General features: G+C 42.9%; 14 protein-coding genes. 7 read left to right on the forward strand and 7 right to left on the reverse strand.

Features of this window, described 5'->3' with window-relative positions:
• The 3 genes from V6252_RS04355 to V6252_RS04365 form a co-directional block, all read right to left on the reverse strand.
• Nucleotides 1-673: hypothetical protein (locus V6252_RS04355; RefSeq protein ID WP_341609440.1), on the reverse strand; the 673-nt coding region annotated here is incomplete at its 3' end.
• 913 nt (nucleotides 674-1,586) lie between these two features.
• Nucleotides 1,587-2,270, reverse strand: coding sequence for a cupin domain-containing protein (locus tag V6252_RS04360; protein ID WP_341609441.1), 684 nt, complete (start codon nucleotides 2,268-2,270; stop codon nucleotides 1,587-1,589).
• Between the two features lie 92 nt (nucleotides 2,271-2,362).
• Nucleotides 2,363-3,226, reverse strand: a complete 864-nt coding sequence (locus tag V6252_RS04365; protein WP_341609442.1) for a universal stress protein — start codon at nucleotides 3,224-3,226, stop codon at nucleotides 2,363-2,365.
• Nucleotides 3,227-3,589: 363 nt separating this feature from the next.
• On the opposite strand from V6252_RS04365, the gene V6252_RS04370 reads away from it, so the two are divergent.
• The 7 genes from V6252_RS04370 to V6252_RS04400 all read left to right on the forward strand — a co-directional run bounded on the left by V6252_RS04370 (nucleotide 3,590) and on the right by V6252_RS04400 (nucleotide 12,054).
• Entirely contained in the window at nucleotides 3,590-4,123 is a 534-nt protein-coding gene (locus V6252_RS04370) for a DUF2058 domain-containing protein (protein WP_341609443.1), read from the forward strand.
• Nucleotides 4,124-4,578: 455 nt separating this feature from the next.
• Nucleotides 4,579-4,983 (forward strand): hypothetical protein, encoded by a 405-nt coding sequence (locus tag V6252_RS04375; protein ID WP_102078490.1) that lies wholly within the window; start codon nucleotides 4,579-4,581, stop codon nucleotides 4,981-4,983.
• 348 nt (nucleotides 4,984-5,331) lie between these two features.
• Nucleotides 5,332-7,380 (forward strand): FAD-dependent oxidoreductase, encoded by a 2,049-nt coding sequence (locus V6252_RS04380; RefSeq protein ID WP_341609444.1) that lies wholly within the window; start codon nucleotides 5,332-5,334, stop codon nucleotides 7,378-7,380.
• 210 nt (nucleotides 7,381-7,590) lie between these two features.
• Nucleotides 7,591-8,889, forward strand: a complete 1,299-nt coding sequence (locus V6252_RS04385; protein ID WP_341609445.1) for an ABC transporter substrate-binding protein — start codon at nucleotides 7,591-7,593, stop codon at nucleotides 8,887-8,889.
• On the forward strand, nucleotides 8,886-10,649 hold the full coding sequence (locus V6252_RS04390) for an ABC transporter permease (protein WP_341609447.1): 1,764 nt from the start codon (nucleotides 8,886-8,888) through the stop codon (nucleotides 10,647-10,649). Before V6252_RS04385 ends, V6252_RS04390 begins: the two co-directional genes overlap by 4 nt.
• Before the next feature lie 79 nt (nucleotides 10,650-10,728).
• Entirely contained in the window at nucleotides 10,729-11,361 is a 633-nt protein-coding gene (locus V6252_RS04395; RefSeq protein WP_341609448.1) for an ATP-binding cassette domain-containing protein, read from the forward strand.
• A 66-nt stretch (nucleotides 11,362-11,427) separates the two neighbouring features.
• Nucleotides 11,428-12,054 carry a CDP-alcohol phosphatidyltransferase family protein gene (locus V6252_RS04400; RefSeq protein WP_341609449.1) on the forward strand — a complete coding sequence of 209 codons (627 nt, stop codon included), beginning with the start codon at nucleotides 11,428-11,430 and terminating at the stop codon, nucleotides 12,052-12,054.
• A 43-nt stretch (nucleotides 12,055-12,097) separates the two neighbouring features.
• Here the strand turns inward: V6252_RS04400 and V6252_RS04405 are convergent, their stop codons facing one another.
• The 4 genes from V6252_RS04405 to dld all read right to left on the reverse strand — a co-directional run bounded on the left by V6252_RS04405 (nucleotide 12,098) and on the right by dld (nucleotide 17,852).
• Nucleotides 12,098-12,709, reverse strand: coding sequence for a helix-turn-helix domain-containing protein (locus V6252_RS04405; RefSeq protein ID WP_341609451.1), 612 nt, complete (start codon nucleotides 12,707-12,709; stop codon nucleotides 12,098-12,100).
• A gap of 247 nt (nucleotides 12,710-12,956) precedes the next feature.
• Nucleotides 12,957-14,483, reverse strand: a complete 1,527-nt coding sequence (locus V6252_RS04410; protein WP_341609452.1) for an aldehyde dehydrogenase family protein — start codon at nucleotides 14,481-14,483, stop codon at nucleotides 12,957-12,959.
• Nucleotides 14,484-14,638: 155 nt separating this feature from the next.
• Nucleotides 14,639-16,045, reverse strand: a complete 1,407-nt coding sequence (locus tag V6252_RS04415) for a YjiH family protein (protein ID WP_341609453.1) — start codon at nucleotides 16,043-16,045, stop codon at nucleotides 14,639-14,641.
• A complete protein-coding gene (dld, locus tag V6252_RS04420) occupies nucleotides 16,026-17,852 on the reverse strand; it encodes a D-lactate dehydrogenase (RefSeq protein WP_341609454.1) in 1,827 nt (608 codons plus the stop codon). Before dld ends, V6252_RS04415 begins: the two co-directional genes overlap by 20 nt.
• Nucleotides 17,853-17,939: the final 87 nt, after the last annotated feature.

The raw sequence follows: 17,939 nt of genomic DNA on the forward strand, positions 1-17,939 counted from the left end.
CAGCCTCTTCGTCCTCCTCATCATCATCATCAGCGTCAGCATCAGCATCAGCATCAGCTTCTGCTTCTGCTTCGGCTTCGGCGTCTGCATCGGCTTCTGCATCGGCGTCTGCATCGGCGTCTGCATCGGCGTCTGCATCGGCGTCTGCATCGGCATCAGCGTCTGCATCACTATCATCGCCACTGCTAGAGAAAGCGGCGGATGCTAAACCTAGTCCTGCAAGACCCAATACCCATGGTGCCAGATTATTTTCTTCACTATTTGTAAAACTCTGCCACCAAGTATTCGTTTGTACGTTCTCGCTAACTAATTGATCCTGAACATCACTTCCTTGTAACTCATTTGCATAATCTACAATTTGACCTGTTTCAGTCGAATAGTAGTGATAACCGCCGTCTTCAGCAATACCTACAATTGCACTGTCAATAGTATCGTAAAATTCTTTAATAATTAGATCAGGATTTACGCTTTCTCCTTCAAATGAAACATGAAGATCTTTGTCTACTCTTTTAGTAGCGATACTTTTTGGCGCACGGCCTGCCGTTTCATCAAAAAACTCATAGTTTGTTTTATCGATAGCTTGAATTACTGTGGGTTGGTTACTCTGGGTAAATACTTTGTGCTCAGTAATTGTTTGAATTTTATCATTTACTTTAACTGTGATAGTGCTCATAGGATCATCCTTGATTAATTAATTCTAAATACATATCAATCTAGAATAATGTTTTCGTTTATTAGTATTGTTTACATAATCTTTTATTAAAAAAACTACAGTATCATTCGTATAAAAAGTCGCTCTAAAATATCAATATATTCAATAAAACACATATTTAAATAAAATATTAGTTAAACCTTAATATCAATGTATAAGAAATAACAACCTCACATAATGATGCATTCTATCAACAAAAATCTAATTCACAAACTGTTTAGAGAACTTTTGTTACTTATTATTAGATTTTGTAAATATTCATTTTTTGTTAGAAAATACTTGTATACGTTTCATAGCAAGCTTCGGATATATTTTGTACTGTTACTTTTATAATAATACGCTAGGTTTATAGGTCAACAGAGTTTGTTTACTTATTTGTAAAAAATATTCTATTTTTCGAATATAATCTGATTTTGAAAGGTATATTATCTTTAGATTAACCTGTATAAATACGTTTCAGTAGTTAACCTTGTAGATAACAAGTAGGTTTGATAAGAGAATAGAACTATAATGAATATTTTTTATGAACTAAGATTCTTTAATAAAAATATAAATAATATTAATTCTCATTTACTATAAAAATGAATAGAGTTTTGATGGTAAAAAGACAATATTATCTAAAAGTGCTGTGCAAAGTCATTCTATTTAATTGCTTAGGCTAATTTTTCAGAAAAAGCTATTTGAAAGGTTAGAATTTTTCGAAGGCAGATAAGAAAAGATGATACTTGGTATCTTTTTTTGATGAAGTTCACACAAAAACGAGTATTGCTTATAATATATTAATTTTATGAAGTGATAATTTGGTACGTCATAATTAAGAATTAGAAGTACCAAATTATTTTTATATTTTGTCTATACAATTAATAAATATTATTTAAGTTTCCTCAATGTCTAAACCGATGACATGATTAAGATGGCCAGTTTTTAGGTATATCGTCGCGCCCTCTATCCCTGCTTTTATTTGTACGCTTTCATCTACCGGTAGGCGTATCCAGCTATTCTGCTGATATACCTGTCCACCCTCTATTAGCTCGTCTGCTACAACTAATATTTCTGCACCGCCATGGACTGTCTCGGTGAATAGCAACTCGCCTGCATCGATACGCTGTAGACTAACGTGCTCTACCCCATCAAAAAAAAGCGGGCAGATAGTACGGTTGCCTTGTTGCTGCCAATTAGCATCATTATAAGTGTCGATAGCCACGTGCTGCGTTTCGTCAGACGACATTTGCCGTAACTTGACGAAAATGACAGCACCTTCATCACTATACGGTCTATGACCTGAAGATGGTGGGTTACGTAGATACCAACCTGCTGGATAATGAGTGTCATCTGCAGAAAAAGTGCCTGACAATACCAATATCTCTTCGCCGCCTGGATGCAGATGATGCGGAAAGTAAGAGTTTGGCGCATAACGTACAAGACTGGTAGCGCGAGCCTTCTCTGCGCCCACACGATCAAGCATGACACGCTCCACACCATTTTGTGGTGACTTAATCCATTGATGTGCTTCGGGGGCCAGTGAAGCACGTTGTGAAAAATCTGCATTAATTAGCATAAAATATTCCAAAGATATTAAACAATTAGGGCGTACCCACAATATAAAACTGAGGACACGCCCTAGACGATAAACACAAATATATGACGTTATTACCGCACTAGAATGACCGGCGATAACGTGCTAGCGATAATTTCTGTCGTTGTACTTCCGAGAAACAGTTGCTGCCATTTCGAATGTCCGTACGCACCCACCACCATAATGTCGACATTGTTCTCTACCTGAAACTTTAACAATCCATCCACCGCATCAGAAGCATATAAGTGATGTGCTTCAACGACAAACCCTGCATCTTCTAACTGTGCAGCGGCGGCGCTCATACTTTGTTTGGCGGCGTCGTTATGATTGCCCACCATCACAATGTGACCTTTTAAACCTTTTAATAGTGGACTTTTTGACACCATTCGTGCCGCTTTAATAGAGGTCTTACTACCATCAAAGGCAATCATATAGGAGCTTGGCTCTTCAAATTTTTCTGAGCAAATCAATATAGGAATATCTGACCCACGAGCGACCGTCTCAATCTGACTACCAATATTAATCCGACTGTTCTTATGATCCTCTCCGCGGCGTCCCATCACAATCGCACGATTTTCTTCTTTGAAATGCTCAATGCTAGGAAGCAGTTTGCCGTGGCGTTGATAAACGCGAACATTGACATCAGCGAAACTGCTTTGAATGTGGCTTTTTGCATCTTGTACCAATGCATTGCTATAGCTGTTGACGACTTTTGCTCTTTGCTCATCCAATTGGGACAACTCTTCTAATAAAAACTGACGACTATTGATGCCTATCGCGCCTGACAAGTCACGCCTAACTGAAGCAGGCACGTCACTGACATGTAATAACCCAACAGGTACGTTTAATTTACTGGCATACCATGCTGCATAGTCACAAACCGATTCAGTCACTGCCGAGCCGTCAATACAGGCTAAAATGTGCTGTGATGTTGTCATAATCTGTCCTTAAATTTAATTATTTAATCCTATACAGCTTGTTAGTCCTGACCAAGCTATGCTCTCTGGGTAGGGTATATTTTACTTACTTCACAACAGTTACCTTGCAGAAATCCTCTTATAAAGCAAATTTTCCCCTTCATTTGATAATAACCAATTTACACGGCTTCATCCAGCGATGTGTGCGACCCTTTTGCAATAATTGCAATTTGTTACTGACAGCATCGTGCATGGCTCACCGCAGACTGATACCTAGCTATATATAAAGTCTTATCATCGTCTGACCACATGCGCTAGGAAAGTTTGCTACAATGTATTTTTTAGCATTTATGATTTCGGTATCGTTATTTAGGTGATTGAATTATGGCAAAAAATGCCCTACAGGCTCAATTATTAAAGGCTGGCTTGGTTGATAGCAAAAAGGCCAAGAAGATCAGCAAGCAAACGCAACATGCCAAGCGTACTGGTGACTCAGAAAGCGTCGAAGCAAAAAAAGCGTTGGCAGAAGCGCAAGCTCAAAAGCTAGAAAAGGATCAAAAGCTTAATCAAGAGAAACAGCGCGTATTGGAAGAGAAAGCATTAAAGGCCAATATTGTCCAAATGATTAAGCAGCATCAGATTACTGAGACAGAAGGTGAAGTTAGCTATCAGTTTGTCGATGAGTCCAAAGTAAAGAAAATCGCTATCACTCAGAAACTCTACGATCAAATCGTGGCCGGTCACGTGGTTATCGCACGTTTGGAAGAGAGCTACGCGCTATTGCCTCGTCCATTGGCTGACCGTATCGATTCAAAAATGGAAGGCTTTATGGTTGTGTCAAACGACACTGCTGAGGAAACATTGGCAGAAGACGATCCTTATGCCGCTTATGTGATTCCAGATGACTTGATGTGGTAAGGCATTATTTTACTGCTGTTGGCTTTACTATAGTGTTATAAGCATTCCCTCAAAAGCCCTTTATGGAATTTACGTTCTATAAAGGGCTTTTTGCGTTTATACGGGTTATGCAAATCTTTATAGCGCAAAATAAACGTTAAATGTGTCGATAGACTCAATTAAACGTACACAAATCGGGCTTCTTTAACCTAACATTGCTGGTTTGGTTAAAGAAGGTAACCTAGCGCTCTAATTGCCAGAATATGGATATAATCAACTTGAACAGTTATTCAATAACTACTACAATGCGTTTTTAGTACATTTTGTGGTAATACTTTGTTTATTTTTGAGTAATTGCTCAATATTGTTCATATTTTACCTATGTTTGTTACCTGATAGTTCGGTGCCATCGTGCCCGTTTTATTTGCTTAATTTGTTCCAATTCACTTTTACTTTTTCTCAAAAAGAGATAATTCATGCCAAAACATTTGCCACTCTCACTATTGTTTCTTCGCCTTGGTGTTTTCATCGTGTTCTTCTTTTGGACACTCGACAAATTCGTAAATCCTGAGCATGCCGCCAATGTATTTGCTAAATTCTACGCTTTAGAAAATTTAGGCATCACTATTGTTTACCTGATTGGTAGCTTACAAATCATTCTTATCTTCTCGTTTGTCATGGGTTTATTCAAAAAGTGGACGTACGGCATCATTTTATTACTACATGCCGCCTCTACTTTTGCATCTTTTGGTCTTTACCTAACGCCTTTTGATAACTTATTGTTCTTTGCTGCATGGCCAATGCTGGCAGCCTGTTTGGCGCTGTTCTTAATGAGAGACTATGACACTCTAACATTGGGTAAAAATACGTCTCCAGTATAAACGTCGGCGGCAGTGCTTATTACTACAGTAGTATAAACATCAGACAGCAAGACATAATTTATATACTATTAAGACTGCCGACTTAAATTTTTTATCGTAGTTAGGCGATTCAGACAATTCGATTTGATCGCCACGTTACTTAAATATAGTTACTTAAGTTTAGTTATTCAGATGATGAGCATTCTACTGTTTGAGCAATAACTACGATTTTAGCCTTCGCTCCCTTATTTGGCCGGATTTTCCATGATTAAAAGAATATTTTTAATACTATTAATATTGATATTAGCGGCAAGCTTTTTTTATTTTGACCTAAATCAATTATTGACGCTTGATGGCTTAAAAGGGTCGATGGCGCAATTTAATGAATACAAAGCGCAGTCACCGCTGTTGATTATCGGTGGGTTTTTCTTACTATATGTTGTCGTTACTGCCCTCTCCTTACCAGGCGCTGCGATTTTGACGCTAGCCGCTGGTGCGCTATTTGGTTTGGTTCAGGGCTTACTCGTTGCTTCATTTGCATCGAGTATTGGTGCTACCATTGCCTTCTTGGCATCGCGATATCTACTGCGTGACACCATCAAACAGCGCTTTCCTGAGCGGTTGGCAGCTATTGATGCAGGCGTCGAAAAAGAAGGTGGATTTTATTTATTTACCTTGCGTCTGGTACCCATATTTCCATTCTTTTTGATTAACCTATTGATGGGTGTAACGTCTATTAAAACATGGACTTATTACTGGGTCAGTCAAATCGGTATGCTGGCTGGGACCTTTGTCTTCGTCAATGCAGGGACACAGCTGGCACAGATAGACAGCTTATCGGGTATTTTGTCTTTCAACTTAATTGTCTCGTTTGCGTTATTAGGTTTCTTCCCATTAATAGCAAAAGGAGTGTTGAACATGTTTAAAAAACGCCGTGTTTATAAAAACCACACCAAACCTAAAAAGTTCGATCGCAATATGATTGTGATTGGCGCAGGCGCTGGAGGATTGGTTACAAGCTACATTGCTGCTGCCGTCAAAGCAAAAGTCACGCTGATTGAAGCAGGTGAGATGGGTGGTGATTGTCTAAATTATGGCTGTGTACCTAGTAAGGCCATCATTAAAAGCGCAAAAATCGCTGAACAAATTCGCCATGGTGAAAACTACGGTCTAGAGAACACTGTACCGCAGTTTTCGTTCAAAAAAGTGATGGCACGCGTGCAGCAAGTAGTGGCTGATATCGCACCGCACGATAGCGTTGAGCGTTATACCAATCTGGGCGTCGATGTGGTCAAAGGCTATGCCAAATTGATTGACCCGTGGACAGTAGAGATTCAACTAAATGACGGCGGCATGCAGACCCTAACAGCGCGTACCATTGTCATTGCCACGGGCGCTCGCCCATTTGTACCGCCTCTACCAGGTATAGAAGAAACAGGCTACGTAACCAGTGACACGCTATGGACCAAGTTTGCTGAGTTAGAAGAAGCCCCGAAAAAGCTAGTAGTACTGGGCGGTGGACCAATCGGTAGCGAGCTTGCGCAAAGCTTTGCTCGACTGGGTTCTAATGTGACGCAAATTGAGATGAGCGATCGCATTATGGGTAAAGAAGACCTCGAAGTGTCTACCTTTGCTCACCAATCGCTCACTGATAGCGGTGTCAATATTTTGACCTCACATCAAGCAATGCGCTGCGAGATGCGTGATGGTAAAAAATACATTATCGTCAAACACAATGAAACAGAAATCGATATCGAGTATGATGAGCTTCTTTGTGCCGTTGGTCGTAGCGCACGCCTTGAAGGTTATGGTTTAGAGGCGCTGGGTATCGAAACCAATCGTACGATCGTAACTAATGAATATCTCGAGACGTTATATCCCAATATTTTTGCTGCAGGCGATATTGTTGGTCCATACCAGTTTACTCATGTCGCTGCCCATCAGGGTTGGTACGCTGCGGTCAATGGTTTATTTGGCAACCTGAAGAAGTTTAAAGTAGATTATCGTGTCATTCCTTGGGTGACGTTTATCGACCCAGAAGTCGCTCGTGTCGGTATTAACGAGCAAGAAGCCATTGATAAAGGCATCGATTACGAGATTACTCGTTTTGAGTTTGAAGAGCTGGATCGTGCCATTACGGATAGCGCGGCTAAAGGCTTTATTAAAGTCATTACGCCAAAAGGTAAAGACAAAATACTTGGCGTTACGGTGGTTTCTGAACATGCAGGCGACCTAATCGCAGAGTTTGTACTGGCCATGAAACACGGTCTGGGTCTCAATAAGATATTGGGCACCATTCATAGCTATCCTACTTGGGCTGAAGGCAACAAATACGCCGCTGGTGAGTGGAAACGTGCTCATGCGCCTGAGACCGTATTGAGTTGGTTAGAAAAATACCATACTTGGCGACGCGGTTAGCTAATGGCTGTTAGTTAATGATGGTTAGTTAATATCAGTTAATTAAGGACAGTTTGCTGATCAACGTCATTAAATGATGCAATTAGCAGCAAAGTGTTAAAAGACTCCAATAAAGCTGGTTTAGATTTTGTGGTATCTGTTTGGTTTGACATGGCAGACTATAAAATCTTTACCAGCTTTACTAACATTTAAATCATAACGGAAACTTGAATGCGCGTTATTACCACTTTACCGATGCTCAAACGTCTTACGCGATATAGCACCTACGCTATGGTGATGAGCATTTGTATTGGTATATCAGCAAGCACAGCATCGCCAACTACTGCCAATATTAACCAAGACTTATCACCTTGGCAACAGATAGAAGCCCAAGGCAGCAACCAAGACGTTTATTTCTATGCATGGGGCGGCGACCCACAGATTAACGCCTATCTACAATGGGTCGCCGATCAAGTCGATGATAAATATAATATCAACTTAGTCCATGTTAAATTGAGCGACACCAGTGAAGCAGTCAGTCAGGTACTCGCAGAAAAGTCTGCTCATAATGATGATCAAGGCAGTGTTGATTTGGTCTGGATTAATGGTGCTAACTTTGCCACCATGAGTGAAAATTCGTTATTACTCAAACAATGGGCCAATAAACTGCCCAATTTTGCGTTGACTGATCCGGACAATAATCCAACTGTAAATTTCGACTTTGGTGTGCCGACCAACGGCATGGAAGCACCATGGGGACAAGCCTCTCTGACGTTCTATTACGACAGCTTATCGACCAGTAAACCGCCAACAACGCTAACTAAGCTAACCGCTTGGACAGCACAAAACCCTGGCCGCTTTAGCTACCCAAAGCCGCCTGATTTTTTGGGTATGAGTTTCTTAAAGTACGTCTTAGTCATGCTACATGAACGACAAGACGCTCAAACGGGTAAAAACACTAGTGCACAGCTTAACTTGCCTGCCACTGAAGAAAACACCGCACTCGTATTAGACCCACTGTGGGCGTTTTTGGATGACTTTCATCCAACCTTATGGCGTAATGGCGAGCAGTTCGTGCAGACAGGTGCGCAGATGCGGCGCTTGGTCGATGATACGGAGCTGAGTCTTGCGTTTACCTTTTCAGCACCAGAAGTTCCTGCAGCCGTACAGCGCTATGACTTACCCCAGAGCATTCGCAGCTATGCGATGAGTGACGGCAGCTTAAGCAATACTCATTTTGTCGCCATTCCTTATAATGCTAGCCATCCTCAGGCGGCACAATTAGTAGCCAACTTTTTGATGAGTCCAGAAGCCCAAGCAAAAAAACAAACCCCTTCGGTATGGGGTGACAAAAGCGTACTGGTTCAATCTACACTTAGCCCTGCACAACAAGCATTATTCAAAACCAAGCAGCCCCATCCAAGCGCCCTGCCCTTTGATAGTGTTAAACGCACGGTAAGCGAGCCGCATCCAAGCTGGGTAGAGGCCATCCAGCAAGGCTGGCAAGCACGTTATGGGGTGAGTCCGTGAGCCAAGGTTTTGATAAAATAACGAAAAAAGGTGATAGCCCTAAGCCTATTACGCTTGAGAAAAAAGACCTTTTTACGCGTATCGTGTCTTTTAGCCCCAAAATCTTAATTCTTATATTAATATTACCGGTACTCTGTGGCCTTATCTGTGTTCTATTGCCTGCCCTAAGCTGGCTTCCTGCCCTAGAAAAAACGACTCTGAACCTGCAAGGGTTTATAGACCTATGGCAAACGCCTGGCATCACGCAGATGGCTGCATTAAGTCTTGCTACAGGACTTATCAGCACCCTACTCGCTTTTGTCATTGCCTTAATGATATTGGCCGCGTTTTTTAACAGTGTTTGGTTGCAGCGTATTGAGCATTTATTAAGTCCTATCTTGGTCATTCCTCATGCTGCCGCAGCCATTGCCGTTGGGTTTTTGATTGCGCCGTCAGGTATGTTTGCACGGCTTATCTCTCCGTGGCTAACTGGTTGGGAGATGGCACCCGATGGTATGTTTCCGCATGATCCATACGGTATCAGTATCATCTTGGGTTTAACCTTAAAGGAGCTGCCGTTTTTATTATTAATGGCACTGGGCGCACTTGCTCAGCCTGAGCTTGGCAAAAAACTGCGCCAACAATATACTGTTGCACTCAATTTAGGTTATTACCCAATTACTGCCTTTTTTAAGGCGGTCTTGCCTCTGCTATATCCTTTTCTACGTTTACCTATTTTAGCAGTGCTTGCCTATGCCAGTGCGAGTGTCGAGATGCCATTGATATTAGGTCCTAACACACCTCCAACGCTTGCTGTTTCTATCATACAATGGTTTAACGATGTTGACCTGACATTACGTATCAAAGCATCAGCAGGCGCATTATTGCAGCTCGTACTGACAGCAGGTTTAGTCGCTTTTTGGTTGGGCGGTGAAAAAACGATCAAAGCAATATTCAATGTTTCGTCAGTCAATGGCAGGCGTCATTATGCAGACGCTATCTGGCAAAAAATCACCGCCATTCTTACCGTAGGCGTGATTGGTTTTATGCTACTGTCACTCTCTGGTCTTGTGTTATGGGCCTTTGCAGGATTTTGGCGGTTTCCAGCGATGCTACCAGAGCAATTCGTATTATTACACTTTCAAAGTGCCTTTACCCAAATGAGCACACCATTGGTCAATACGCTTAGCATTGGTGCCGTCAGTACTGCCTTTGCTGTTTTTCTGACTTTGCTATGTTTGGAAGCTGAGCAACTGAGTGCTAAACCACTGTCACACTTCACCAGTTTTATTATTTACTTACCGCTCTTGGTGCCAAGTATTGCGTTTCTATTCGGCTTAGTATGGTTACAGCAGTTAGCCAATCATCAATCAGAATTTTTTAATGTGGCATTTGCCCATCTTTTATTCGTGCTACCTTATGTGTTCTTGTCGCTGGCAAGTAGCTATCGACGCTTAGACTCACGTTTTGCTCATGTGGCCGCCAGCCTTGGCGCTGCACCCATTAAAGTGTTTTTTCAGATAAAACTGCCGCAGTTATTTGCCCCTATTTTGATTGCCATTGCTCTCGGTCTAGCGATCAGCTTTGGTCAGTACTTGCCCACTCTATTGGCAGGTGGCGGACGTATTGCCACTATCACGACAGAAGCGGTGACACTGGCAAATGGTGCCAGTAGGCGTACCAGTGCTGTCTACGCCATTATGCAAATGGCGCTACCGCTCATCGGTTTTATATTGGCTTGGATGCTACCCAAATACTTTTTTAGAAGTGTCACTCGATAGCACGCTAATCATAAACGAAAGCAAACGTTATCAAACATTAAAATAATCAGTCTTAAAAAACGCAACCAAAGGGTTCCTGATGCCATCATCTTTACAGATAAAAGACTTACAACTGTTTCGTCAAAGCGAGCCGTTACTGAGTATCAATGAGCACATTGCTGGTGGCAACATCTTAACCGTGATGGGCCCTTCTGGTAGTGGCAAGTCCAGCTTACTGAACTGGCTAACAGGCACTTTGGCGAGCGATTTTACCGCGACGGGTACTGTCTGGTTAAACGATAAAAATGTGACTCACCTGCCTGCGCATTTGCGCCGGATTGGTGTGCTGTATCAAGATGCACTGCTGTTTTCGCATCTATCCGTCGCGGGCAATATTGCTTTTGCCATGCCAAAAGGAAACAAAAAACAGCGAGTTGAAAAAATAGCGCAGTCTTTAACGCAAGTGGGCTTAGAAGGGATGGGAGATCGTCATCCTGATAACCTATCAGGTGGTCAACAAGCACGTGTCGCCCTACTACGCACGCTGCTAAGTGAGCCCAAAGCAATACTACTTGATGAGCCCTTTAGCAAACTCGATACCCAGCTGAGAATGGATACGCGGCAACTGGTATTCGATCAGATTCGTACTCATAAGTTGCCTGCTATTATGGTCACGCACGACCAAAGTGACGCTGAAGCAGCCAATGGCAAAGTTATCTATGTAGGACAATAGTTTTAGATTCAGAGTCAAACACTCAACCAAAATGACAAAGAAAGCAAAATATAAAAGGCAGCTCGCATGTTAGACAAGTTTATTACGCCCGTTATCAAGCCGCTGCTGACCCCGATAGTAGCGACATTGCATAAGCTCGGCATCACGGCTGATCAGCTTACAGTAGCTGGGTTCTTGGTCGGTATGTTGGCATTACCACTACTCGCGTTTGAGCTATGGCATGGCGCGCTAGCAGCAATTATATTGAATCGTATCTTTGATGGGCTGGATGGCGCAATGGCACGCTACGCACAGCAAAGCTCAAGCGCTGGCGGCTACTTAGATATCACCCTCGATTTTTTGTTTTATGCCGCTGTGCCACTCGGGTTTATTTTGGCCAATCCTGCGCAAAACGCTATTGCAGGCGCGTTGTTATTAGCGGCATTTATCGGTACAGGTTCGAGCTTTTTGGCCTTTGCGATTTCTGCAGAAAAGTTTCAATTAGACAAGCCTCAGTTTAAGTATAAAAGCTTTTATTATCTTAATGGTCTTACTGAAGGTACCGAGACCATTGCTCTTTTTATCGCTCTCTGTATTTGGCCTCAGCATTTTGTGCTACTTGCTGGTATCTTTGCTACCGCCTGCGCTATTACTATTTTCACTCGTATACATGGTGGGTATCATACCCTCAAGCAGCTCGAATCTACCAAGTAAGCATCTAAAGATATACACCATATTGAAACCCAGCAATGAACTTCTAAGCATTTACCGAATCATCGAGTCGCAGCGCCTCTATAGATAAGGCCATATCTTCAGCAAGGGCGTGTACCGTTGAGCTCTCTATGTCACGCTGTGCAAAGGCACGCAGCCCCATAACTTCTGCTTGTAAGCGGCGACCAAGCCTAACCGGATCAAGCTCACTATCCATCTCACCGATATTCTGCGCTTCCTTAAAGCATTCTATAAAACGCGTCTCCATACCTGCCAGCAGCATTTCTACCTTGGTTAACGCTGTTTGCTCACGCGCACCCAGCTCTAGTAAGCTTTTGACCAACATACAGGCTCGGCTCGGTAATGCTTTGTCACGAATCCCGCCAAGCTGACGTATATAAGCGGCCAGTCCCAATAAAGGCGTTTCATGATGGCTCAACACTCGCTCAAGCTCAGTCAATCCTAGACGCGCATAGTATCCTAGCGCCTCTTGGAACAAGCCTTCTTTATTACCAAAAGCGGCATAGATACTGCCTGGGCGCATATCGAGCGCTTGCTCGATGTCTTTTAGAGACGTGGCATGAAAGCCCTTTTGCCAAAAAAGCTGTAGCGCACGCTCCAAGGCGTCATGACGGTTGTAAAGTGCGGTGCGTGACATAATGTGCCCCATTTAAAAAGCCGTGACCTCATATAAAAATGGGCACGGCTATAAAACTTGAATGATTGCTCAATTTTATCCTGAATGGGTGCGACAGTAAAGTTAATATAAGAAACGGTCTGGTAAACAAACGTAATGCTAGGGCGCGACTTAGCTATCAGCAATCATTTCACAATAATTCAACAGTCATGCTGATAGCTAGTAAATGGTCTCTACAGTGGCTAGTGATAATCTAATTGAAATCTAATTAATCGGTCAGCAATACGTGTTTGCTCTTCTGATAAGCGGACAAACCATCACCGCCCAACTCACGGCCAATACCGCTTTGCTTAAATCCGCCCCAGCCTGCTTCTGGCAATACGATTTGTTGCTCGTTAATCCAAATATGTCCGGCTTTTATTTGGAGTGCCATCTCAAGTGCTTTAGTCTCATCGGCGCTCACGATGGTTGCTGCTAGAGCATATTTGCTATCATTGGCTAGGCGAATAGCTTCCGCATTGTCGGCAAAGGTTGTACTGACTAATACAGGTCCAAACACTTCCTCCATCCATAACTGACTGGTTACTGGTACGTCTGTATAAATCGTTGGGGTTGCAAAGTATCCTGACCCCTCTACTATCTCACCGCCCGTTAAACACTCAAGATTTTCATTCACTGCAATATCAAAGTATTTTTTGACCTGATTTAAATGTTGCTCGCTCACCATCGGACCCATTTGCGTCTCTGTCGCAAAACCATCACCAATTTGCAAACTTTCCGTTTTTACTTTTAACGTCTCAAAAAGCTGTTCAGCGATGTCTTGATGGACAACCAATCGCGACGTGGCCGAGCATATCTGACCTGCATTGGTAAATATACCGCCAATGATTAAATCACAAGCGTAGTCAATATCAGCATCTGCGCAGACCACAATAGCAGATTTGCCGCCTAACTCTAGGCTAATATCTTTGATGCCTTTTGCTGCTTGGATCATGACCTTTTCGCCGACGACATTACTACCAGTAAACGATATTTTGTCAATCAGCGGATGGCTGGTCATAGCAGTACCCACTTCGGCAGCACCTGGTAAAATATTAACCACTCCTTTTGGCAAACCTATCTCCGATAAGATATTACCTAGCATAAGCTCTGGTAATAATGTCACTTCAGACGGTTTCAATAGCACGGTACAACCTGCCGCTAGCGCAGGTGCCAGCTTCCAAGAGGTCGTCACCATTGGAAAATTCCAAGGGGTAATCAGCGCGCAGATACCTACAGGCGCGTATGTCTTTAACAAACGACTACCTGACTCAAGCGTTGAGACCTTAGACCACGTTGCCTGATCTGTGATAAGGTTGGCATAGTAGCGATAGCAGGCGATAGCATCACCGACGTCTATCTTTGCTTCTTCAATTGGCTTACCGTTGTTTAATACAGACAATCCAACCAACTTATCGAATTGCTGCTCCATAGACTCTGCAATCGCATTTAGATAGCGGGCACGCTCGCTTTCCGTGGTCTGTGACCAGCTAGCAAACGCTTCATCAGCCGCTGCAACTGCCTGCTCTACATGGGCACTGGTGCATAAGCGCGTCGTTGCAATTACATTGCCTGAATTTGGATCATACAACGCATGGTTATTCGTATTGTCAAAGCTTGCATCACCAGAATCGGTCGCGAGCGCTTCAATCGTAACCCAGTCACCATTGATATAAGCGGCATTTAATACAACTTCGTTTTGAGCCGTTTGTATGGCAGTTTCTCTGGTTAAATCTGTAGAGTTCAGCATTTCCATAATGGTCAATCGCCTTATATTTTTGATCAAATTGTCTTTATGTGCGTAACGTCCGTAACGTCATTGGCTAAATGGTCGGTGTAGCTGACTACAGAAAAACCGACCATTTGCATATTATCGTCAGGCTAGATGCCTTGTGAATACTAGACACGCCACTAATACAGTAGATGCGCCACAGACGTAATTACTACCAAGCTGATAAGCGTACGAAGGATAAAGATTAAAAATAGCTCTAATACATTTAGCTTAATGTTTGACTTCAAAATCAGCGCACCCACTTCAGACATGTAGATAATCTGAGTAATTGAAGCAGCACCAACGATGAAACGTGTCATCTCACTTTCAATGCTTTTACCGACCAATGCTGGCAAGTACATATCTGCAAAGCCCATAATCATGGCCGGGCCAGCTTTGGCCGCTTCTGGAATATGTAACCATTCAAGTACTGGCACTAACGGTGTCGCAATCCAATTAAAGACAGGCGTGTACTCTGCTAAACCAAGACCAATCGTACCGATAGCGAACGTTACTGGAATCAATCCCAAATAGATATCAAACAGATTGTGTACGCTTCGTTTGAACACTTTACCTAAGCTAGGCATAGAATGCGCGCGAGTGACGGCACGATTGACCGCCCACTGGTACGTTGTATATTCAGCAGGGATGCCTTCATCTAGCATACTTTTGCCCGAGTGATACGTATCAGGCTTGAGTGACAATGGCGGTATACGTGGCATAATAATCGCAGCGATAAAACCAGTTAGCGCAATGGTCAGATAAAAGAAGACGAAGTTATTATCCACGCCGATGGTTTTGGCAACCACATAGGTAAAGGCGATAGAAGTGACTGAAAATGTGGTCGCGATAATGGCAGCTTCACGCTGGCTGTAGAAGCTTTTGTCATACTCTTGCATAGTGACTAGCAGGCCGATAGACGCTGCACCAAACCAAGAAGACATTGCGTCGACAGCAGAACGACCAGGCAGTTTGAAAAGCTTGATAAATAATTTACTGGCTAAAGTACCCAAAAACTCCATCAAGCCGAAATCAGTCAAAAATGGCAGCGATAAAATGGCAAAGAAGAACAATGGAATCAAGACAGGTATCAAATCCTCAAAAATGACACCGCCCGTATTCCGATTGATAATAAACTCAGGGCCGACTTGTAGAAAAATCATCCAAACAAATGCCATTCCTAAAAACCGGATAGCAAGCCAAAACCACTCAATATCAAAGAGTTTTTTAGCGAGCGAACCTTCATTTAGATTTGGCTTCAATACTTTGACGGCTAGCGCACCAAAAAAGGATATCGTCACGAGCGCCATCGTGATATAGGTCACCAAACCACCTAAGGCGGATTGTAATGTATCGGTCAACACACCCAATAATATCGTGACTTTACCATCCCACTCAAACGGTATGATAAATAACGCAATACCCAATGCTGAAAACAACAAAAACTTCCACATTGCTGCACGCCACTGTCCTGCTTTTGGCGTTTCTGGATCGACCGTATTATTCCCTAAAATCGGCTGCTGCGACTTATCCATATAACTCGTCATTTAACTTCTCCTTGATGGGCGATGATTGCCAGTTTTTCCATTTCTCTGTCTGACCAATACCTGGGTTAAGCGAATTGGTTGGATCCAGTTTTTTATAAAAATAATGTAGCTCAGTTTTAGCAGGATACACATGCCCCACATTGTGTTCAGCGGGATACTCAATATGACGTTTATCATAAAATACCAGCAGGTCTTCCTTGAACTGCTTGGCATTGGTCTTAGGTTTCAATAAATAGTCTTGGTGCAGCACATGGCAGAAAAAATGTCCCAAATAAAAAGTTTTGCTGACTTGTTTTTGTAAATGTTCAGGTAGAGTCTCGTCCCAATCTACAGCATTTCTAGGTAAGGCAATATCGGTCGATAGCAGCTCGCTAAACTTGTCTTGATTTAAATTGTGATAACGAAACATGGCAGCGGTCGCGGCACTGCGAAATACCAATAACGATTGCGATTCAAGCTCTGTGCATACATGCAGCGCACCTTGATATTGCTGCATATGATTTTGCAAAAAATTCTGCGCAGCGGCGATATTGTTGCCATCATTTTTATCAGAATCTCTATCGGCATTTTTATTAATGCCATTATCAAAACCATCTGCGACTTTTATAATCAAATGGTATTTATATGAGCGTGCCTGCGTGGTCAAAGTGGCTGGTAATGACGGCGGTATAAACCTAGATGTTAGTTGTAGTATCCGATCTGGCAGCGTCTTTGGCAGGTGCCATTTATTCAGATAGTAGCCAATCTTTGCTTGCAGTCGATACAGCGATCCTATCTTGCTAGCAGGAAGCTTACGCATGCTCAGACAAGTGTCTCGACCATAGTGCATGGTAATGTCGTTATAGTCTTTGTGCATATACTCAGCCAACACAGGTAATTTTAACTCGCTTTTTAACCATTGTTTTCTAAGTGTGGTCAAGGTATCAGCGTCGTTAGTCGAGATATAAAACGTTTGCTCATTTTTAGGCTTGGCAAATGTCGCTACCCTCACCGCAAATACAATGACCTTGCCAGCTGAGCCAGATGCTTCATACAGACCGTTGGGATCATTGTTAAATCGAGCAGGTGTCTCTGCCTCACAATCACTGACTTTGTATTGATAATGATGGTTGGTACAGGCGTTACTGTTACTCGTACTATTTGAGACCTTATTAAACGTGCCAGCTTGCAGGTTCTCTAGCATTTCCTCTGGCTGTGTGCCCAAATCCAGTCCTAGATGATTGATTAACTCAAACTGACCTAAGCTGTTACGTCTGGCAAATAACGCCATCTCAGTATAAGCAGGTCCACGCTGCACCAACATCCCGCCCGAACTGTTGCAGATGCCACCTATCACTGATGCACCTACGCAACTAGAGCCCAGCACTGAATGCGGCTCACGCCCTAATGGCGCAAGGATAGACTCTAATTGCTGAAGGGTGGCAGCTGGCAAAGCGATGAGTTCTGTCGCGTCATTGAGCAGATAAATACCACTCAATAACTGCATCGAGATGATAACCAGCGGTCGGTCATACTCACCATTCGGAGTTGAGCCACCCGTCAGACCAGTATTGGCCGCTTGAGCAATAATAATCACATCAAAAGCGGCACAGATATTAATGACGCGCCATAGTGCCACAAGAGAGTGCGGTATCACAACTGCAATGGTAGCGTCTGTGATAGCCTCAATTGCACCTTGCACATAAGACTGCTGTTGGCTAGGTTTTGTCAATACATTGGTCGTACCAACGACAGCAGCAAGCGCCGTCAACAAACGCAGTATTTGCTCATGTCTACTTTCTGACATCTCTCTAGCATTTGGCGTCATGAACGTGCTTCCTTGCGTAACCAGCGTTTGTCATTTTTTAGACCTGTGACTATCAGTCTCGTTATTATCCGTAGCATTAAAGGCCGT

The organism is Psychrobacter proteolyticus (assembly GCF_038155145.1).
Taxonomy (GTDB): domain Bacteria; phylum Pseudomonadota; class Gammaproteobacteria; order Pseudomonadales; family Moraxellaceae; genus Psychrobacter; species Psychrobacter proteolyticus_B.